We start from the raw sequence: 18529 nt of genomic DNA, 5'->3' as shown, positions 1-18529 counted from the left end.
AGGGGTGCGGATGAGGGGGCGGCTAGGGGTGACGCGGCTCGCCGGGGGTCATTTAGTTTTGCGAAGGAGAAAGACCTCACGCGCACCAAGCCGAGAGAATTCACATGACACGGCATTATCTCTTCATGTGTCAGCCCGACCACGGTCATGTCATTCCGAGCCTCGCCGTGGTCGCCGAATTGGTTCGCAGAGGGCACAGGGTCACGTACCTCACGGGGGGCGGCATGGCGCCGCTGGTGGAGGAGACGGGCGCCGGCCTGCTCTGCTATGACTCGCTCTACGCGGGGGCCGACCTGCGGGCGCTGGAGAGCGACCCGCTGGCCCTCGTCTCCCTGTTCCTCGACGAGAGCCGCGCGATGCTCGACGCGGCCGACCAGTACCTCGCCGACCACCCGGACCTGCGCCCCGACCTGGTCGTCTACGACCTGACGGTGCTGCACGCCGGGCGCGTGCTGGCCCGCAAGCTCGGGGTGCCGGCCACGCAGCTCATCCCGATCTTCGCCTCCAACGAGCAGTACTCCTTCCTCGGGTCCGTCTACGCCGGTCGCGACGCCGACCCCGGCATGCCCGCCTGGGTGGACGACATGCTGGCCAGGACCCGCGCCCTGGCCGCCGGCCACGGCGTCGAGGCCGACCCCGCCGAGCTGTGGTGGGAGGTCCAGGACTCCAACCTGGTCAGTCTGCCGCGCTCGTTCCAGCCGGCCGGCGACACCTTCGACGAGCGGTTCGCGTTCGTCGGGCCCTGTCTGGGGGAGCGGGGCTTCCTGTCCGGCTGGGAGCCGCCGGACGACGGGCTGCCGATCGCGCTGCTGACCTTCGGCACGGTCGCGGCGGGCCGGCCCGAGCTGTTCCGCACCTGCGTGCGGGCGTTCGCCGAGCTGCCCTGGCGCGGCGTCGTCACCCTGCCCCCGGGCATGGACCCCGGCTACCTGGGGCCGCTGCCGCCCACGATGGAGGTGCGCCGCTGGGTGTCGCACGTGAGCGTGCTGCGGCACGCCACGGTCGCGGTCACCCACGGCGGCCTGGGCACCGCCATGGAGGCCCTGTACTGGGGCTGCCCCATGGTGGTCGTCCCGGCCACCCCGATCGACCGGGTGGCCGCGCGCCGCGTCGAGGAGCTGGGCGTCGGCCGGGCCCTCGACCCCGAGGCGCTCACTCCCGAGCGGCTCGTCGAGGCGGTCCTCGCCGTCGCGGGCGACGAACGCGTACGGCGCCGGGCCCAGGCCATACGCGGCGACATCCGGCGGGCGGGCGGCACCACGCGGGCCGCCGACCTGCTCGAAGGCCGCCTGACGGAGGTGATGGCCTGATGGGCGCGCCGTCGTTCGAGTTCCGGGTGCTGGGGCCGCTCACGGTGCTCAAGGAGGGCGCCGAGCTGCCCATGAGCGCCCACCGGGAGCTGGCCATCCTGGCCTGCCTGCTGCTCAACGCCAACCGGGTGATGAGCGTCGAGCGCCTGATCGAGGCGGTCTGGGCCGGGTCGGCGCCGCGCAGCGCCTGGCGGCAGGTCGCCATCTGCGTCTCCCGGCTGCGTCGCACCCTCGGCGCCGGGGTGATCGAGACCTCCAGCCCCGGCTACCTGCTGCGGGCCGCCCCGGACAGCATCGACTGGGTCAGGTTCAAGGCGCTGGTGGCGCAGGCGCGCGGCCACGCCGCCTCCGGGCTGCGCGAGCAGGCCGTCCAGGTGCTGCGCGAGGCGCTCGCGCTGTGGCAGGGCAACCCGTTCGAGGACATCCGGGGGCTGCGCTACGACGTGGCCAGGATGGCCGAGTCGCGGCTGGAGGCCCTGGAGACGTGCCTGGAGCTGGAGATCGAGCTCGGCCGGCACCACCAGGTGATCCCCGAGCTGCTGGCCCTGGTCGCCGAGTCGCCGTTCCGCGAACGCGTGCGCGCCCAGCTCATGCTGGCCCAGTACCGGGCCGGCCGCCGCGCCGAGGCGCTGCGCACCTACCAGGAGACCCGCCGCTACCTGCTGGACCAGATCGGCCTGGAGCCGGGCCCGGCGCTGCGGCGGCTGCACGAGCAGATCCTGCGGGACGAGTCCGCGCTGATGCGGCCCCCCGCGCACCGGACCGTGCCCGGGCAGGTCGTGCCGTGCCAGCTCCCGCCGCAGGTGCTGCCGTTCGTGGGGCGCGAGGAGGAGCTGGAGGCGATGAACGCCGCCCTGCGGCCCGACCCGGAGGTCGCCGTCCCGGGGGTGACGGTCCTGAGCGGGCCGGCCGGCGTGGGCAAGAGCACGCTGGCGCTGCGCTGGGCGCACAGCCGGATCGACTGGTTCCCCGACGGGCAGCTCTACGCCGACATGGCCGAGCTGACCGCGGCGGACGGCGGTGGCCGAGGGGCCGCCGGGGCGGGCGGCGACCGAGGCGACGGCGGCGGGCTGGACGCGGTGCTGGACCGCTTCCTGCGCGCGCTCGGCGTGGCCGCGGCCGACATCCCGGCCGGGCGCGCCGAGAAGCTCGCGCTCTACCGGAGCTGCACGGCCCGGCGGCGGCTGCTCGTGGTCCTGGACGGCGTCCGCGACGGCGACCAGGCGCGGGCGCTGCTGCCCGGAGGCGCCGGCTGCCGGGTGGTCATCACCAGCACGGACCCGCTCGACGACCTGGTCGCCCGGCAGGGTGCGCACCGGGAGTTCCTGCGGCCCCTGCCGGAGGCCGAGGCGCGGGAGCTGGCCGACCTGCTGGTGGACACGGCGGTCGGGGCGCAGGCGGTGTCCGACCTGGTGGCGACCTCCTGCGGGAGCCCCCTGTCGCTGCGGCTCGGCGCGGCCCGTCTCCAGTCCCGCCGCCCTGCCCGCAGCGGGTACGGCTGAGATCGCACGAGGCAGAGGGGTGCGCCGCCGTCTCGTGACGGGGCGCGCCCCTGCCACGCGTCACGTCCCACCGGGCGTCACGTCTCGCCACGTCGCACGTCCACGTGCCCCCGGGTCGGCTCACGTCCCGCCACGCGGCGTCTCATCCTCCGCCACGCCTCACGGGGCCCGCCCACTTCGCGCCCCACCACGTCCCCCATATCCCCACCTCGGCCCGCCACACGCGACGCCTGCTCGCCCACCTGCCTGCTCGGCCGCGCGGCGCGGTCAGGGGGCGGCGGGTGCGGCGCCCGCAGCAGGGCATCGCGAGGTGGCGGCCGGGGTGTCAGGCCGAGGGACGGGGCGGCGGGGGTGCGAGTGGGGACGAGATGGCGGGGGTGCGGGACAGGACGGCGGTGAGGGCGGCCGACAGGGCGTCGGCGGAGGCGGGGCCGACGGCGTGACGCCAGCCGACGTGCCCGTCCGGCCGCACCAGCACCGCCCCGCCGCTCTCCAGGCCGTACTCCTTGGCCCACGTCGGAGAGGCGAACGCACAGTCATCCCCGCCGGAGGCGTCCGTGGCGACGATCTCCACCGCCGCCACCGGGACGCCCGCGCGCGCGGACGCCTCCTCCGCCGCGGCCGGCCAGCCGGCGCCGGACGCGGCCAGCAGCGTGAAGCCCGGCCCCAGCAGGTCGAGCGTCGAGACGGGCCCGGACGGACCCGACAGCCAGACGTGCGGCGCCCGGTGTCCCGGCCGGGCCGTCGGCACGTACGTGCGGTAGGGGTCCTCGGGCGCCGGGGCGGGCGTGCCGTCCGGCACCACGGCCGCCGAGTCGTAGTGGAAGCCCAGCACCAGCCCCTCCGAGCTGCGCCGCCCCGCCTGCTGCTCGATGGCCTCCCGCATCGACAGCCGCCCTTCCATCATCTGGAAGGTGATGAACGCGTTGTGCAGGCTCTCGTCCACGGTGCGGGCCCCGACCGGGCGGCGCTCGGGCTCGTACGTGTCGAGCAGGGCGGGCAGGGCGGTGCCGCGCAGCACGGCGGCGAGCTTCCAGGCCAGGTTGTGGGCGTCCTGGATGCCGCAGTTCATGCCGAAACCGCCCTGCGGGGTCGCCACGTGCGCGGCGTCCCCGGCCAGGAACACCCGCCCCGAGCGGAACGAGGCCGCCACCATGGCCTGCTGCAGCCACGGCATCACGCCGAGGATGGTGACCGGCAGGTCCGGGACGCCGACGGCCCCGCGCACGGCGGCCAGGCAGACCTCCTCGGTGAAGTCGGCCGGGCTGCCGCCCTCCTCGGGCTCGTAGCCGGTCTGCACCATCCAGCGCCGCCGGTGGTCGACGGCCTCCACCGCGCACGGCGGGTCGGTGAGGAAGGACAGCGCGGCCCGCCGGTCCGGGGGCAGGAAGCCCAGGTCGGCCTCGAACATGATGCTGATCATGTGGCCGAGCGGCGGCGGGCCCTCGGTGGCGATGCCCAGCTCCTCCCGGATGCCGCTGCGGCTGCCGTCCGCCGCCACCAGGTACGCGCAGCGCACCAGCGTCTCGCCGGACGCCTCCGACACGACCGCCTCGACGCCGTCCGGCGTCTGCCGGAACCCGGTCATGGCGGCGCCGTACCTGACCTCGACGCCCGGCCGCGACTCCGCCCGGCGGCGCAGGATGACCTCCAAAAGGTCCTGCGAGCACAGGAACATGTAGGTGGGACTCTGGGGAGCGTCCCGGCGCAGCGCGGCGGCCGACCTGACGAAGTCGTCCGCGCTCAGCGAGCTGCCGACGCCCACCGCGAGGAACTCCTCGCGCGGCATGCCGGCGCGCTCCACCTCCTCCTGGATCCCCCAGGCGCGGAAGATCTCCATCGTCCTCGTGGTGACGAGGCGGGCCTTCGGAAAAATTGACGTGCCCTCATGTTTTTCGACGAGCAGCGTCGATATTCCGTGCCGGGACAGCTCGATGGCCGTGGAGAGGCCGACCGGGCCGCCCCCGACAATCAACACGTCCACGTCCATCATTTTCATGGTTGTCAGCGTCATTCATCGCCATTGTTCTGGTCAATGCGCGGATAACCGGGTGATACAGGCGTGATGTCGGGGCTTAGTAGCTTACTGACTGAAGATCCGGATAAGCCGATCCGCGATTGTCTCAATTCCTGGAGACGGATGATGCTTTTCGCAGAGGGCTCCGTGGCCGTGGTGACGGGCGGCTCGCGCGGCATCGGCCGGGCCTGCGCGCTGGACCTGGCCCGCGAGGGCGCCCACGTGGTGGTCAACTACTCCCGCTCCGAGAGCGACGCCAAGGACGTCGTGTCCCGGATCGAGGAGGAGGGCGGCAGCGCGAGCGCCGTGCAGGCCGACGTGACCGACGAGGAGTCCGTACGGCGGCTCTTCCGCGGCGTGCGGTCCGACCACGGCCGGCTCGACGTCCTCGTGACGAGCGCCGGCATCACCCTGGACCGCTACCTCCTCACGATGAGCCTCGACCAGTTCCGCGCCCCGGTCGACACCAACCTCATCGGCACGTTCCTCGCCTGCCGCGAGGGGCTCAAGCTCATGCAGCACCAGCGCCGCGGCGCGATCGTGACCCTGTCGTCCTCCAGCGGGCTCGACGGGGGATTCCCCGGCCAGACCAACTACGTGGCGTCCAAGGGCGCGATCATCGCCTTCACCCACGCGCTGTCCAACGAGGCGGCGCCGCACGGTGTGCGGGCCAACGTCGTGGCGCCCGGGTTCGTCGCCACCGACATGACCCGCAAGGTGCCCTCGGACATCAAGAAGCAGTACGAGTCGCGCATCATGCTCGGCCGGATGGGCCGCCCCGAGGAGATCGCGTCGATCGTGAGCTTCCTCGCCTCCGACAAGGCGTCGTACATGTCCGGCTCCGTGGTGGTCGCCCACGGCGGCGGCCTCGGCTGAGCCGTCCCCCCTTCCCCCCGGTTCAAGGAGGACCAGATGACGATCGACGAGCTGCGCGCGCGGGCCGCCGAGCGGCAGCAGACCTGCAGCCAGATCAAGAAGATGATCGTGTCGCGGCTGGACCTGGAGATCGACCCCGACTGGATCACCGACGACCAGCCGCTGTTCGGCCGCGGCCTCGAACTCGACAGCCTCGACGTGCTGGAGCTGTACGTCGCGATCGAGGCGGAGTTCGGCGTCGCGCTCTACGACAGCGAGATGGCGGTCTTCGGGTCGGTGTCGCGGCTGGCCGAAGAGGTCAACCCGGCGCTGCGGGCATGACCCTCGCCGAGGCACCGCCCGCGGGCGGGCAGGTCAGCGGGCCCACGAGCGAGGCGGTCAGCGGGCCGGTCAGCGGACTGACCCACGACCAGGTCCGCGCCGTCCTGCCGCACCGCTGGCCGATGCTGCTGCTCGACCGGGTCGGCAAGGTCGAGCCCGGCGTCAAGGGAACGGCCGTCAAGAACGTCTCCGGCACCGAGCTGTGGTTCCAGGGCCACTTCCCGGGCGAGGCCGTCCTGCCCGGCATCGTGATCACCGAGGCGCTGGCCCAGCTCGCGGGCGTGGTCTTCGCCCTGGCCGGGGCCAGCGAGATCAGCTACCTGGCGGGTGTCAGGTCGATGCGGTTCCGCCGCCCCGTCGTCCCCGGCGACCAGCTCACGCTGACGGCCGAGCGGACCGGCGGCGGGGCCGGCTTCGCCGAGTACCGGGTGTCGGCCCGGGTGGACGGCCAGGTCGCCGCCGAAGGAAACCTGACGATCGCCGACCCGGCCCGTCAACGTCCCGTGCGAAAGGTGTGAACATGGCAAGCGTCCTCGCGTCCGCGCATCCCCAGGAGACCGTCTACGGTCAGGTCGGCGACGCCACCGTCCCGCTGCGCTTCTCCTCCCTCGACGAGGAGTACAAGGTCCTCCGGGAGCGCGCCGCGGTCCTCGACCTCGGCGGCCACGGCCTCATCGAGATCACCGGCCCGGACGCCGTGGCCTTCGCCCAGCGCGTCCTCGCCCGCGACGTCGAGTACCTGACGTCCGACCGCTGCATGATGACCCTCCTCCTCGACGCCGACGGCCAGGTCGTGGACCAGGTCCTCGCTTTCGGCCGCGAGGACGGCATCCTGCTGGAGAGCTCCTGCGGCGCCGGCGCGCGCCTGCTCGCGCACCTCCGGGCCAACAACGACGAGGGCGTCGAGATCGCCGACCGCTCGGGCGACCTCACCGTCCTCGGCCTGGAGGGCCCGTACGCCTGGGGCGTCGTCGGCCGGCTCATCGACGGCGAGCTGGCGTCGCTGCCCTTCGAGTCGGTCGTGGACACCACCTGGAACGGCGCCGACATCGTCTTCGCCAGGACCGGCTTCACCGGCGAGTACGGCTACCAGATGATCGTGCCCATCGAGCACGCCGCCGACCTCTGGCGTCAGTCGCTGGAGCACGCCCAGGCCGCCGGGCAGGAGGCGCTGGAGCTGGCCATGCTGGAGGTGCGCCAGCCGATCCCCCGCCACGAGGTCACCGAGGGCGCCACGGTCGTCGAGATCGGCGCCAACTGGCTGGTCGACGTCACCAAGGACGAGTTCGTCGGCCGCGAGGCGGTGCTGGCGGCGTTCGAGGCCGGCGGCGGGCGGCGCACGGTCGGCTTCTCCGGCGGCGACGGCGTGCCCGCGCCCGGCACCCGCGTCTGGGTGAACGGCCAGGACATCGGCGAGGTCGTCCACGCCGTGCACAGCGTCGGCCTCGGGGCCACGCTCGGCCTCGCCCGGGTGGACCACGACCTGGCCGCCGCCGGTCTGGAGCTCACCGTCGGCGGGACCGAGGTGACCACGCTGACCAGCCCGTACATCGTGCCCAAGAGCTGGAGCATCCCGATCATCTGATCGGGATGCTGCGCTGAGAAGGAGACAAAGCATGGCGCTGCGGCCCGTCGTCGTCACCGGCCTGGGCATCATCTGCGCGGCCGGCCGCGACCCAGCCGAGTTCTGGCAGCGGCTCACCACAGGTCAGGGCGGACTCACGCCGGTCGAGGACGAGGCGTTCGCCGTGTTCACGGCCCGGCACGCGGGCCAGGTGCCCGACGAGTGGATCACCGGTCAGCTCCCCGGCTCCGACGCCGCCCTCGACCGCACGGCCCGGCTCGCGCTCGTCGCGGCCCGCCAGGCGGTCGAGATGGCCGGTCTGACGGCCTCCGGGGTGGGGGCCGAGCGGTTCGGGATCATCCTCGGCAAGTGCCAGGCCACACCCGACGCGGCCGGCCGGTACCAGCCGATGCACCGCACCCAGGACGTGGTCGCCGAGCGGCTCGGCCTGCGCGGGCCGCGCATCCTGGTGTCCACCGCCTGCGCCGCCGGGGGCAACGCCGTCGGCCTGGCCAAGGACAAGATCCTCACCGGTGAGGCCGACGCCGTCCTCGCCGGCGGGGTGGACCCGCTGCTGTTCGGCACGTACGCGGGCTTCGCCGGACTCCAGGCGCTCAGCACCGGCCCGTGCCGCCCCTACAGCCACTCCGACGGCCTGAACCTCGGCGAGGGCGCCGCGTTCCTGCTGCTGGAACCGCTGGAACTGGCGCTGGCCCGGGGCGCGGTCCCGCTGGCCGAGGTCGCGGGCTACGGCCTGTCGGCCGACGCCTACCACGCGACCGCCCCCGACCCCACCGGACGCGGCGGCGCCAGCGCCGTGCGGCGGGCGCTCGCCGACGCCGGTCTCACGCCCGGCGACGTCCAGTACGTCAGCGGGCACGGCACCGGCACCCCCGCCAACGACGCCATGGAGGCCAAGGTCATGCGCCTGGTCTTCGGCGAGCGGGCCGGCCAGGTGCCGACCAGCAGCATCAAGTCGTTCGTCGGCCACACGCTGGGCGCCGCCGGAGCCGTCGAGGCGGTGGCGAGCGTGCTGGCGCTGCGGCACGCGACGGCCCCGCCCACCATCGGCTTCGACGAGGACGGCCAGGGCCGGGCCGGCGACCTGGACTTCGTGCCCAACGTGGCCAGGCCGATGCCCATCGGCACCGTCGTGTCCAACAACTACGCCTTCGGCGGCAACAACGTCTCCCTGGTGCTGACCACGCCCGGCGAGCCCCGGCCGTACGAGGAGCTGCCCCGCCGCGAAGCGGTGATCACCGGGCTCGGGCCCGTCACCGGGGCCGGCACCGGCGTCGCCGAGCTCACCGAGGCCGTCCTGGCCGGGCGGCACGGCGCCGGGTGGGCCCCGTCGCTGGAGGGACGGACGTTCGCGCCGCGCTCGCTGTGGCGGCACATGAACCACCTGTCGCGCCTGGCCATCGCCGCCTCCCGGCTGGCCTGGGAGGACGCGGGGCTGAAGCTGCCGCGCAAGGACCTCGACGACGTCGCGCTGATCTTCGCCACCGGCGCCGGATCGGCCGAGAGCACCGGCGGCTTCGACGAGAGCATCGCGGTCAACCCGAACAAGCCGGCCGTGCTCAGCTTCTCCAACGTCGTGCTCAACGCCACCGGCGGCGCCGTCTGCCAGACGCTGGGACTGCGCGGGCCGACCACCACCATCTGCAACGGCGGCGCCTCGGCCTCCATCGCGCTGGACTGCGCCCTGGAGCTCATCCGGTCGGGCAAGGCGGAGGTGGTGCTCGTGGTGGCCGCCGACGAGACGACCGGCACGGCCGCCCTGGACACCGACGACCTTCCGGTGCCGTCGCCGTACGACTCCGGGGCCGGAGGGGCGGTGCGCGGGTCGGCGGCGGTGGCGTTCGTCGTCGAGTCGGCCGAGCACTGCGCCGCCCGCGACGGCAGGCCGTACGCCGTGGTGCTGGACACGGGCCACGCGAGCGGCCACGCCGGCTCTGACGCCGACGCCGACGCCGACGCCGTGGCACGCAGCATCGCCCGCGTCTCCGGCGGCGCGTCCGGTCCGGTCGCCGGGCTGGTGGTCGGCGCGGCGGACGGGACGGCCGGGGACGGCGCTGAGGCAGCGGCGGTGCTCGCCGGCGCGCCCGGCGCGCGGCTGACCGCCTCCACCGCGCTGGCCGGTGACTGCCAGGCCGCCTCCGGCGCGCTCAACATCGCCCTCGCCGCGCTCGCCGTCCGCGACGGCGTCGCGCCCGCGCTGACCGGCCTCGCCGCCCCGCGCGCCGGCGACCTCGCCGCGTACGTGACCAAACCCGGCCTCGACGGGCCCGTGGAGCGGGCGCTCGCGCTCACCGCCGCGCCCGGCTCGGTGCGCGGCGCCGTCCTCCTGGGGGCGCTGTGAGCACCCGGGCGCGTGCGGCGAGCACCACGCCGAGAGCGCCGGGCGCCACGCCGAGAGCGCCGGGCGCCACGCCGGGAGCGCCGGGCACCGTGCCGGCGGCGTCGGGCGCCACGCCGTTCGACGTCGCCGAGACCGACCGGCTGCTGACCACCACACGCTCCGTGCGCCGCCGCCTCGACGTCGAGCGGCCCGTGCCCCGCGAGGTGGTGGAGGAGGCGCTGGAGGTGGCCGTCCAGGCGCCCACGGCCAACAACCACCAGAACTGGCGGTGGCTCGTCATCAGCGACGCCGCCGTCAAGCAGGAGCTGGCCGAGATGATCCAGTCCTCCTGGACGTTCCACCGCAACGACATGTGGACCAACGCCGGCCGTCGCCGCAACGACGCCGGGGCGCGCCGCAACTACGCCTCCGCGCTGGCGCTCACCGAGACGATCGCGCGGGTCCCGATCCTCGTCATCCCGTGCGTCCTCGGCCGCCCGCCGGACATCACGGCCATCAACGAGGCGTGGAGCAGGCGCATGGCCGACAAGGTGCCCGAGGATCCGGGCCACCTGGTGCGGCACGGCGAGACCCGCGCCAGCATCTTCTACGGCTCGATCTTCCCGGCCATCTGGTCCTTCCAGCTCGCGCTGCGCAGCCGCGGGCTCGGCAGCACGATCACCTGCCTGCACGTACCGCACGAGCGGCAGGTCGCGCGGATGCTCGGCATCCCCACCGGGGTGACCCAGGTGTGCATGATCCCCGTCGCGTACACCGTGGGCACCGACTTCCGCCCCGCAGAGCGCTACAGCGCCAAGGAACGCACCTACTGGGAGAGGTGGGGGACGTGACCGTACGACCCGAGCAGCCCGACGTCGTCATCGTCGGAGGCGGCATCTCCGGGGCGTCCGCGGCGTGCATGCTGGCCGCCGGCGGGCTCTCGGTGGTGCTGCTGGAGAAGCAGGACGCCTACAAGGACCTCGTGCGCGGCGAGTGGCTCGCGCCCTGGGGCATCAGGGAGGCCCAGCGCCTGGGCGTCTACGACTGCTTCTCGGCCGGCGGCGCCTGGGAGATCCGCGAGTGGATGACCTGGGACGAGGCCGTGACCGACGACGAGGTCGAGGCCGTGGACATGACCAGGTTCATCCCCGGCATCGGCGGGCCGATGTCGTTTCCGCACCACCAGGTGTGCGAGCTGATGGCCGAGCAGGCCGTGGCGAGCGGCGCGCGGCTGGTGATGGACGCCTCCCGCATCGGCGTCACCGCCGGGACGCGGCCCGTCGTCACCTACCAGACCCCCGAGGGCGCCCACGAGCTGCGGCCGCGCATCGTGCTCGGCGCCACCGGCCGCGGCAACACCGTCGGCCGCCAGATCGGCGTCACCATGCGCAACTCCATGCACCACTGGGGCGGCGGCATGATGGTCGAGGGCATGGAGGGCTGGCCGCCCGACGTGCAGGCCATGGGCACCGAGGGCGACGTCATGTTCATGGTGTTCCCCCAGGGCTACGGCCGGGCCCGCCTCTACCTGAACTTCCCCACGGTCAACAAGCACCGCTACCGGGGGCCGGGCGGCGTCGAGCGGTTCCTCGCCGCGTTCGAGCTGAACTGCCTGCCCGACCGCGGCAAGGCCGTCACCGAGGCCACGCCCGCCGGACCGCTGTCGGTGTGGCCGTCCGTGTCGAGCGTTCCCGAGGGGCCGCCGCTGGTCGAGGGTGTCGTCCTCATCGGCGACGAGGCCGGCAACGCCGACACCGTCCTCGGCACCGGCCTGTCGTGCGCGATGCGCGACTCGCGGACCGTCTGCGAGATCCTGCTCGCCTCCGACGACTGGTCGCCCGAGGCGTTCGCCCCGTACGTCAAGGAGCGCGACTTCCGCCTGGAACGCCTCGACTTCGGCGCCTCCATCATCAGCAGGCTGCACGTCGAGTTCGGGCCCGCGGCCGTCGAGCGGCGCCGCCGCGTGCGCAGGCTGATGGCCAAGAACTTCGCCGCCCAGGTGACGGGGCTGCTCAACATGGTGGCCCCGGAGGACGTACCCGAGTTCGGCTTCAGCGAGTTCTTCGCTGAGCGGTTGTTCAGGGAGACGGCATGACCCAGAAGAGAACGGTTCACGTCAACGGCGTCGACATCGCCTACGTCGACGAGGGCGAGGGCGACCCCGTCATCCTGCTGCACGGCTTCCCCGACTCCTCCTACCTGTGGCGCCACCAGATCCCGGCGCTCGTCGAGGGCGGGTTCCGGGTCATCGCGCCCGACATGCGCGGGTTCGGCGACTCCGGCAAGCCGCAGGAGATCGAGGCGTACGGCATGCAGACGATCGTCAACGACGTCGTCGCCCTCACCATGCAGCTCGGGATCAAGCGCCCGCACATCGTCGGCCACGACTGGGGCGCGGCCATCGCCTGGATGTACGCCTTCCTCATGCCGCGCCGGCTGGACCACCTGGTCGTGCTGTCGGTCGGGCACCCCGGCGTCTTCGCCACCCCCTCGATCGAGCAGCGGGCGGCGTCCTGGTACATGCTCTTCTACCAGTTCCCCGGGGTCAGCGAGGAGCTGCTGCGCCGCAACGGCTGGCGGCTGTTCAAGGAGATCATGGGCCGCGACGGCGACTACGACCGGTACCTGCGCGACCTGGCCCGGCCCGGCGCGCTGACCGCCGGCCTCAACTGGTACCGCGCCAACCGCTCGCCCGCCTCCGAGCTGCGCCCCGCCCGCCCGTTCCCGCCGGTGCTCGCGCCGACGCTCGGCATCTGGGGCGCCGGCGACAAGGCGCTGCTGGAGGAGGGCATGTCCGGCTCCGGCAAGTTCGTCAAGGGGCCCTGGCGTTACGAGCGGGTCGAGGACGCCGGCCACTGGCTCCCGCTCGACGCGCCCGACGAGGTCAACAAGCTGCTGCTCGGCTTCCTCGGCACGGAGCGCCCCGCCCACGAGGAGCGGCGCCCCCGGCGCCGGTTGTAGCTGAAGGGATGGACGTCATGCTGGGCTATCTCTTCCCCGGCCAGGGGACGGTCCGGGTCGGCATGGGCGCCTGGCTGCGCCGCCGCCCGGCCGCGCGCGAGCGGCTGGAGGAGGTGGACGCGCTGCTGTCGCGGCCCATCTCGCCGCTGTGCGCGCGCGGGCCGCTGGACCGGCTGGTCGCCACCGAGCACGCGCAGATCGCCGTCACGGCCTGCAACCTCGCGGCGCTGGCCGTCCTGGAGGAGGAGGGGTACGAGCCCGAGATCGTCGCCGGGCACAGCGTCGGCGAGCTGACGGCGCTGCACGCGGCGGGCGTCCTGGGGCTGGCCGACACGGTGCGCCTCGTCGAGACCCGGTCGCGGCTCATGGCCTCGGTGGGCGTCATCGGCGGGATGCGGGCCGTGATGGGACTCCCGGTGGAGGACGTCGAGGCCCTGGCGGAGGCCGCCTCGGCGCCCGGCGAGCCGCTGGTCGTCGGGCTGGAGAACGCGCCGGGGCACGTCGTGGTCTCGGGCGCCCTCCCGGCGCTCGACCGGCTCACGGCGATGGCCATCGCTGCCAGCAAGATCGTGCCGCTGTCGGTGGGCAACGCCTTCCACTCACCGCTCATGGAGCCCGCGGTGGCGGGGTGGGCGGCGGCGGTGGCGGCCGTGCCCATGCTGGAGCCCCTGGTGCCCGTCGTCCCGAACGTCACGGGCGAGCCCACCATGGACGTCGCCACGCTGCGGGAGGCGCTGGTCGCGCAGCTCACGGGGCGGGTCCGGTGGACGCGCACGGTCGCGGCGGTGGACGCGGTGGCCTCGGGCGTGGAGGTCGGGGACAGCAAGGTGCTCACCGGGCTGTCGCGGCGGGCCGAGGCGCGCTGCCTCAGCATGGCCGACCCCGCCACCCTGCGCCGCCTGGCCAAGGCGGTGGCGGCGTGACGCGCGACGCGAGCGGGGAGGCCGGCGAGTGAACCGGTGGGGGAGTGCGCTGGTCTGCTTCGCGGGACTCACGCGGCCGCAGCAACTCGTCGGCGGGATGCGGCTGGAGGAGGTCTACACGGCCGCCGAACGCGTCCGCTCCGCGGCGGGTGCGAGCGTGCAGCACTGGGCGGGCCGGCTGGCGGGCAAGCGCGCGGTCCTGCGCCTGCTCGGGCTGCCGCCCACGGCCGAACGCCTCGGCCAGGTGGAGGTGCTGCCCCGGCCCACCGCGTCCTGCCGCGCCACGGCCGCCTGCCGCGACGGCCACCCTCCCGCCGTACGCCTGGCGCCGCCGCTGGCCGAGCTGGTACGGCCCGGCAGCCGCGTCCGCGTCTCCGTCAGCCACACGGACGGACGCGCGCTGGCCGTGGCCGTCTGCTCCACCCGCCTCCCCGAGGACGAGGAGACCTGACATGCCCGAGACCCGGCAGGACACGAAGACGGCGCACGAGGACGTGCGGAAGGCGGCCGAGGAGCTGCTCGAAGCGTGGCGGGCCGGGGACGCCCAGGCCGTGGCCGCGTCGGTGGACACCTTCGAGGACCCCGACTCCGGCGGGGCGCTGGCCGGCGCGGCGCTGGCCGAGCACGCCGCCCGCACGATGGCCCGCTTCCGCAACGCGCGCTTCACCGTGGACCGCGTGACCGGCGACGCCGACGCCGCCACCGTCTCCTGGGCCCTGGTGGCCGACCACCGCGAGTCCTACCTCGGCATGCCCGCCACCGGAGGCACGGCCACCGTGCACGGCACCGACCTGGTCACCCGCGACGCGCGCGGCGTCCACGTGCGCCGTGGCTTCGACCGGCTGGCGCTGGCCGAGGCGCTCGGGTACACCGCCCGGTTCGTGCCCGGCGCTGACGAGGCCCGCGAGTTCGGCGTCAGCGCCCGCGCCGCGACCGGCCGCACCGACCGGCCGGGCGCGCTCGTGCTGACCTGGCTGGAGATCCGCGACGACGCGGAGGCCGCCGACGTGGACCTGCTCAGCGTGGAGATCGTCAAGTCGCTGCGGTCCTCGAAGGGGTTCCTGGGCGTGACCACGTTCGACATCGGCGCCCGCAAGTTCACGCTGAGCGCCTTCGACCGGCCCGAGTCGCTGCGGGCGGTCCACGCCCGGCCGCACCAGCGGGCCATGCGCCGCTTCTTCAAGGGCGGACTGTGCACACGGGTGCACACCAGCGTCTGGTACCCCGCCACGATCCGCGACTACGCCCGCTGCCCGGACTGCGGGACGGTCGTGGCGGCGGGCAAGGACGCGGCCTGCGCGTGCGGGTGGACGCCGGAGGACGCGTCCACGCTGTGATCCCTCCTCGCGAGAACACGGGAGCCTGAAAGATGATCGACTTCACCGCCGAGCACAACCTCGGCGACAGGACCGGCGGACCCGGCGGGGACGCCTCCGGAGGCGGACGGCCGGCTGTGGCGTTCATGTCCGCCCTGTTCGCCGGTGGGTGGATCTGGGAGCACCCGTACCGGCGCCTGGAGGTGGCCGGATGGCCGGTGCTGCGTACCCATGAGGCGATCTGCGCCCTGGACCGGCAGGTGGCCGGGTCGATCGAGCAGCTCGGCGACGCGCTGCTGCGCGCCTGCGACGCCGCCGGCGTGCAGGACGTCATCGTCTGCGCCAACTCCCTCGGCGGCCTGGTCGCCATCGACCTCGCCGGCCGCCACCCCGACCGGGTGCGCGGGATCGCGGTCAGCGGCGCGCCGGGCCTCACCGCCGACCCCGACGTCGGGCTCAGCTTCGACCGGCGGGGCAGCGTCCGCCCGTTCGGCGACGAGTTCGGGGAGCGGATGGTGGCCGCGCTGTTCCACAGCGGCCGCAGCTTCTTCTCGGACGAGCGGATGAGCGAGGTCGGCGAGATGCTGCGCCGGCCCGAGTCCATGGTGAGCATGGCGCGCAGCATCAAGGCCACCCGCCGCTACGCGGTCCGGCCCGCCCTGGACAAGGTGCGCTGCCCGTCCCTGTACGTCTGGGGGCGGCACGACCGGATGACCCCCGTGGACCCGTGGCTGGAGCTCCTGGCCGACTACCCGGACAACGAGGTGCTGGTGGTCGAGCAGAGCGGGCACATCCCGATGGTCGAACGGGCCGAGGAGTACACCGGCGTCCTGGAGTCCTTCGTGACGCGCTGCGCGGGCGCCCTGGCATGAGCACCGGCACCGCCGCCGTGGCGGCCTTCCCTGTCACGCCGGACGACGCCGGCGGGCCCGCCGTCCTCCTCGGCGTGGACGTCGTCGAGGCGGCGCGGCTGGCACGGGCCGTCGAGCGGGGCGGTGCGGCGTTCGCCCGGCACGTCACGACCGAGGCCGAGCGCGGGCTCACCTCCGAGGCGACGGCGTTCTCCGTCAAGGAGTGCCTGATCAAGGCGGTCGGCGGCCGGGCGCCGGGGTTCGGCTGGCACGACTTCGAGGCGGTGACCGCGGCTCCGCCCGCGTGGGCGGGCCGCCTGCTGGACGAGGCCGCCGCCGAGCTGGCCGCCTCCACCGGGGCGGTGCTGGACGGGAGCGCCGCGTACGCGCTCCACGGCGCCTCCCACGACGCCGCCCTGAAGCGGCTACGCCCCCCGGGAGACGCGGCCGTCGCCGGGGCGGCCCGATGGGGGAGCGACGGCGGGCTGTTCGTGGCGCTGGCGATCGTGTACGTCGACAGGAAGGAAAGTGCCCGATGTCCCAGGTGAAGACGGTACGACCGGGGGAGTCGATCCAGCGGGCGCTGGACGAGGCCGGTCCCGGAGCGAGCATCGTGCTGACGGAGGGCACGTACACCGAGAGCGTCTGGATCCGGCACGGCGGCGTGTCGCTGACCGGCGCCGGCCCCGGCCGGACCGTGCTGACCCCCGGCGACGGAGCCGCGGCCGACGTGCCCCGGCTGCACGACGCCTCCGAGGGCGTCGTCAGCGGCATCACCGTCCACGGCGACGCCGTCGCGAACGTCAGGATCGAGGCGCTGACCGTGACCGGCTTCTCCGGCGCCGGGATCTACGCCCACTCCGTCGCCGGGGTGAGCGTGCGCGACGTGGAGGCCCGCGGCAACGCCGTCTGGGGCGTCTACCTGCGCGAGTCCAGCGGCTGCGAGGTGAGCGGCTGCCGCGCCTCCGGCAGCCAGTACGGCGGCGTCGCGCTCAGCTTCTGCCCCGACTCGGACGGCCTGATCGCCGGCAACGAGACGTCCGCCAACGCCTTCGGCGTCTTCGTCGACAACTCCTCCGGCGCCCGGGTGGTGCGCAACGCCTGCCACGGCAACGCGATCGGCATGCTCCTGCTCAACCAGGTGTACGAGGGCGAGCCCGCGGGCGGCGTCCGGGACTGCCTGGTGGCGGGCAACGACCTGCACGGCAACGGCCTGGCCGCCGGGGCCGAGCCCGACGGGCTGGGCGCGGCCGGGCCGCCCATCTCCGGCGTCGGCCTCGCGCTCATCGGGACGCACCGGGTCGCCGTCGTGGACAACCACATCCACGACAACCACCCGAGCGGCGAGTCGGTCATGGGCGCCGGCTTCGTCATCGGCTCCTCCAAGGACTGGGGCGGCGACGACGCCCTGGACAACCACGTCCTGTGGAACCGGATCACCGGCAACACCCCGCTGGACTTCCAGCTCGGCGCCGACCTGACCCGGCAGACCTGCGCCGGGAACGTGGCCGGCAAGGGCGACCCGGCCGAGCTGCTGGACCGGGACGACGCCTCCGGGGGGTGGCGCCGATGACCGCCCTGGAGACGGCCTCCGCCCCCGCGACGACGGCCACCCCGGCCCTCGCCTGCCGGGGCCTGAGCAAGCGCTACGGCGACGTCGTCGCCGTCGAGGACGTCGGGTTCGCCATCGCGCCCGGCCAGGCGTACGGCCTGCTCGGCCCCAACGGCGCCGGCAAGACCACCACGATCTCCATGCTCGTCGGCCTGCTGCGCCCCGACTCCGGCACCGTGCTGGTCGGCGGCACGGACCTGGCGGCCGACCCGACCCGCGCCAAGGCGAAGATCGGGTACGTCCCCCAGGAGATCGCCCTCTACCCCGAGCTGACCGGACGCGAGAACCTGCGCTTCTTCGGCCGCCTGTTCGGCCTGCCGCGCCGCCGCCTGGCCGCGCGCATCGACGAGGTGCTCGACCTCATCGGCCTCACCGACCGGGCCGACACCAAGCTCGGCACGTACTCCGGAGGCATGAAGCGCCGCATCAACATCGGCGCCGCGCTGCTGCACCGACCCGAGGTGCTGATCCTGGACGAGCCGACCGTCGGCGTGGACCCGCAGAGCCGCAAGGCCATCCTCGACGGCGTCGAGCGCCTGGTCGAGGAGGGCATGGCGCTGCTGTACACCTCCCACTACATGGAGGAGATCGAGCGGGTCTGCGAGCGCGCCGCGATCATCGACCACGGGCGGATCATCGCCGACGGCACCCGCCGCGAGCTGGTCTCCCTGGTCGGCACCGCCGACAAGGTCGAGCTGGTCCTCGACGGCGACGTGGAGACGGCCTTCGCCAAGCTGCGCGCCGTCGAGGGCGTGGTGGAGGCGGCCCGGACGGGCGCCTCGTCGGTACGGCTGATCGCCGAGGGCGGCAGGTACCTGCTGCCCGCCCTCATCACCGCGGTGGACGGCAGCGCCACCGTCACGGCCACCCAGGTCATCGAGCCCGACCTGGAGGCCACGTTCCTGCACCTCACCGGCAGCACGTTGAGGGACTGA

The 18529-nt window shown here is 74.0% G+C and carries 18 protein-coding genes; 17 read left to right on the top strand and 1 reads right to left on the bottom strand.

Translation table 11 applies throughout. The features are described from left to right. The first annotated feature begins 104 nt into the window (after positions 1–104). Positions 105–1310 carry a macrolide family glycosyltransferase gene (locus HTZ77_RS25600; protein ID WP_175592244.1) on the top strand — a complete coding sequence of 402 codons (1206 nt, stop codon included), beginning with the start codon at positions 105–107 and terminating at the stop codon, positions 1308–1310. After that, positions 1310–2812 (top strand): AfsR/SARP family transcriptional regulator, encoded by a 1503-nt coding sequence (locus HTZ77_RS25595; RefSeq protein WP_175592243.1) that lies wholly within the window; start codon positions 1310–1312, stop codon positions 2810–2812. The genes HTZ77_RS25600 and HTZ77_RS25595 overlap by 1 nt, the downstream gene beginning before the upstream one ends. Positions 2813–3137: 325 nt before the next feature. Here the strand turns inward: HTZ77_RS25595 and HTZ77_RS25590 are convergent, their stop codons facing one another. After that, positions 3138–4796, bottom strand: a complete 1659-nt coding sequence (locus HTZ77_RS25590; protein WP_328808759.1) for an FAD-dependent oxidoreductase — start codon at positions 4794–4796, stop codon at positions 3138–3140. Between the two features lie 156 nt (positions 4797–4952). On the opposite strand from HTZ77_RS25590, the gene HTZ77_RS25585 reads away from it, so the two are divergent. The 15 genes from HTZ77_RS25585 to HTZ77_RS25515 are packed head-to-tail and all read left to right on the top strand — an operon-like array spanning position 4953 to position 18529. Beyond that, the gene (locus HTZ77_RS25585) at positions 4953–5705 is read left to right on the top strand and encodes a 3-oxoacyl-ACP reductase family protein (protein ID WP_235995165.1); all 753 of its coding nucleotides are present in this window, start codon (positions 4953–4955) and stop codon (positions 5703–5705) included. 36 nt (positions 5706–5741) lie between these two features. After that, the gene (locus HTZ77_RS25580; RefSeq protein WP_175592241.1) at positions 5742–6026 is read left to right on the top strand and encodes an acyl carrier protein; all 285 of its coding nucleotides are present in this window, start codon (positions 5742–5744) and stop codon (positions 6024–6026) included. Then, positions 6023–6544, top strand: coding sequence for a 3-hydroxyacyl-ACP dehydratase FabZ (gene fabZ, locus HTZ77_RS25575; RefSeq protein WP_175592240.1), 522 nt, complete (start codon positions 6023–6025; stop codon positions 6542–6544). The genes HTZ77_RS25580 and fabZ overlap by 4 nt, the downstream gene beginning before the upstream one ends. Positions 6545–6546: 2 nt before the next feature. Then, complete coding sequence (locus HTZ77_RS25570) at positions 6547–7611, top strand: aminomethyltransferase family protein (RefSeq protein ID WP_175592239.1); 1065 nt, start codon at positions 6547–6549, stop codon at positions 7609–7611. Positions 7612–7642: 31 nt separating this feature from the next. After that, positions 7643–9952, top strand: coding sequence for a beta-ketoacyl-[acyl-carrier-protein] synthase family protein (locus tag HTZ77_RS25565; RefSeq protein ID WP_175592238.1), 2310 nt, complete (start codon positions 7643–7645; stop codon positions 9950–9952). Beyond that, on the top strand, positions 9949–10782 hold the full coding sequence (locus HTZ77_RS25560; protein ID WP_328808758.1) for a nitroreductase family protein: 834 nt from the start codon (positions 9949–9951) through the stop codon (positions 10780–10782). Before HTZ77_RS25565 ends, HTZ77_RS25560 begins: the two co-directional genes overlap by 4 nt. Next, complete coding sequence (locus HTZ77_RS25555; protein ID WP_328808757.1) at positions 10779–12026, top strand: FAD-dependent oxidoreductase; 1248 nt, start codon at positions 10779–10781, stop codon at positions 12024–12026. The genes HTZ77_RS25560 and HTZ77_RS25555 overlap by 4 nt, the downstream gene beginning before the upstream one ends. Beyond that, positions 12023–12892 carry an alpha/beta fold hydrolase gene (locus HTZ77_RS25550; RefSeq protein ID WP_175592236.1) on the top strand — a complete coding sequence of 290 codons (870 nt, stop codon included), beginning with the start codon at positions 12023–12025 and terminating at the stop codon, positions 12890–12892. Before HTZ77_RS25555 ends, HTZ77_RS25550 begins: the two co-directional genes overlap by 4 nt. Before the next feature lie 17 nt (positions 12893–12909). After that, positions 12910–13815: an ACP S-malonyltransferase gene (locus HTZ77_RS25545; RefSeq protein ID WP_175592235.1), complete on the top strand. Its 906-nt coding sequence runs from the start codon at positions 12910–12912 to the stop codon at positions 13813–13815. A gap of 28 nt (positions 13816–13843) precedes the next feature. Beyond that, positions 13844–14266: a phosphopantetheinyl transferase gene (locus HTZ77_RS25540; RefSeq protein WP_175592234.1), complete on the top strand. Its 423-nt coding sequence runs from the start codon at positions 13844–13846 to the stop codon at positions 14264–14266. 1 nt (position 14267) lies between these two features. Continuing rightward, on the top strand, positions 14268–15152 hold the full coding sequence (locus HTZ77_RS25535; RefSeq protein ID WP_175592233.1) for an ester cyclase: 885 nt from the start codon (positions 14268–14270) through the stop codon (positions 15150–15152). Positions 15153–15184: 32 nt separating this feature from the next. Further along, a complete protein-coding gene (locus tag HTZ77_RS25530) occupies positions 15185–16003 on the top strand; it encodes an alpha/beta fold hydrolase (RefSeq protein WP_175592232.1) in 819 nt (272 codons plus the stop codon). Beyond that, positions 16000–16530 carry a 4'-phosphopantetheinyl transferase superfamily protein gene (locus HTZ77_RS25525; RefSeq protein ID WP_175592231.1) on the top strand — a complete coding sequence of 177 codons (531 nt, stop codon included), beginning with the start codon at positions 16000–16002 and terminating at the stop codon, positions 16528–16530. Before HTZ77_RS25530 ends, HTZ77_RS25525 begins: the two co-directional genes overlap by 4 nt. Next, positions 16518–17555, top strand: a complete 1038-nt coding sequence (locus tag HTZ77_RS25520; protein ID WP_175592230.1) for a right-handed parallel beta-helix repeat-containing protein — start codon at positions 16518–16520, stop codon at positions 17553–17555. The genes HTZ77_RS25525 and HTZ77_RS25520 overlap by 13 nt, the downstream gene beginning before the upstream one ends. Next, positions 17552–18529: an ABC transporter ATP-binding protein gene (locus HTZ77_RS25515; RefSeq protein WP_175592229.1), complete on the top strand. Its 978-nt coding sequence runs from the start codon at positions 17552–17554 to the stop codon at positions 18527–18529. The genes HTZ77_RS25520 and HTZ77_RS25515 overlap by 4 nt, the downstream gene beginning before the upstream one ends.

This window comes from Nonomuraea montanisoli (assembly GCF_013363975.1).
GTDB lineage: Bacteria > Actinomycetota > Actinomycetes > Streptosporangiales > Streptosporangiaceae > Nonomuraea > Nonomuraea montanisoli.
This window is presented reverse-complemented; position numbering and strand designations above follow the sequence as displayed.

Excerpts from the sequence above, each read along its gene's own strand:
- HTZ77_RS25600 (WP_175592244.1), top strand. The coding sequence starts at position 105 with ATGACACGGCATTATCTCTTCATGTGTCAGCCCGACCACGGTCATGTC.
- HTZ77_RS25595 (WP_175592243.1), top strand. The coding sequence starts at position 1,310 with ATGGGCGCGCCGTCGTTCGAGTTCCGGGTGCTGGGGCCGCTCACGGTG.
- HTZ77_RS25585 (WP_235995165.1), top strand. The coding sequence starts at position 4,953 with ATGATGCTTTTCGCAGAGGGCTCCGTGGCCGTGGTGACGGGCGGCTCG.
- HTZ77_RS25580 (WP_175592241.1), top strand. The coding sequence starts at position 5,742 with ATGACGATCGACGAGCTGCGCGCGCGGGCCGCCGAGCGGCAGCAGACC.
- fabZ (WP_175592240.1), top strand. The coding sequence starts at position 6,023 with ATGACCCTCGCCGAGGCACCGCCCGCGGGCGGGCAGGTCAGCGGGCCC.
- HTZ77_RS25570 (WP_175592239.1), top strand. The coding sequence starts at position 6,547 with ATGGCAAGCGTCCTCGCGTCCGCGCATCCCCAGGAGACCGTCTACGGT.
- HTZ77_RS25565 (WP_175592238.1), top strand. The coding sequence starts at position 7,643 with ATGGCGCTGCGGCCCGTCGTCGTCACCGGCCTGGGCATCATCTGCGCG.
- HTZ77_RS25550 (WP_175592236.1), top strand. The coding sequence starts at position 12,023 with ATGACCCAGAAGAGAACGGTTCACGTCAACGGCGTCGACATCGCCTAC.
- HTZ77_RS25545 (WP_175592235.1), top strand. The coding sequence starts at position 12,910 with ATGCTGGGCTATCTCTTCCCCGGCCAGGGGACGGTCCGGGTCGGCATG.
- HTZ77_RS25535 (WP_175592233.1), top strand. The coding sequence starts at position 14,268 with ATGCCCGAGACCCGGCAGGACACGAAGACGGCGCACGAGGACGTGCGG.
- HTZ77_RS25530 (WP_175592232.1), top strand. The coding sequence starts at position 15,185 with ATGATCGACTTCACCGCCGAGCACAACCTCGGCGACAGGACCGGCGGA.
- HTZ77_RS25525 (WP_175592231.1), top strand. The coding sequence starts at position 16,000 with ATGAGCACCGGCACCGCCGCCGTGGCGGCCTTCCCTGTCACGCCGGAC.
- HTZ77_RS25520 (WP_175592230.1), top strand. The coding sequence starts at position 16,518 with ATGTCCCAGGTGAAGACGGTACGACCGGGGGAGTCGATCCAGCGGGCG.
- HTZ77_RS25515 (WP_175592229.1), top strand. The coding sequence starts at position 17,552 with ATGACCGCCCTGGAGACGGCCTCCGCCCCCGCGACGACGGCCACCCCG.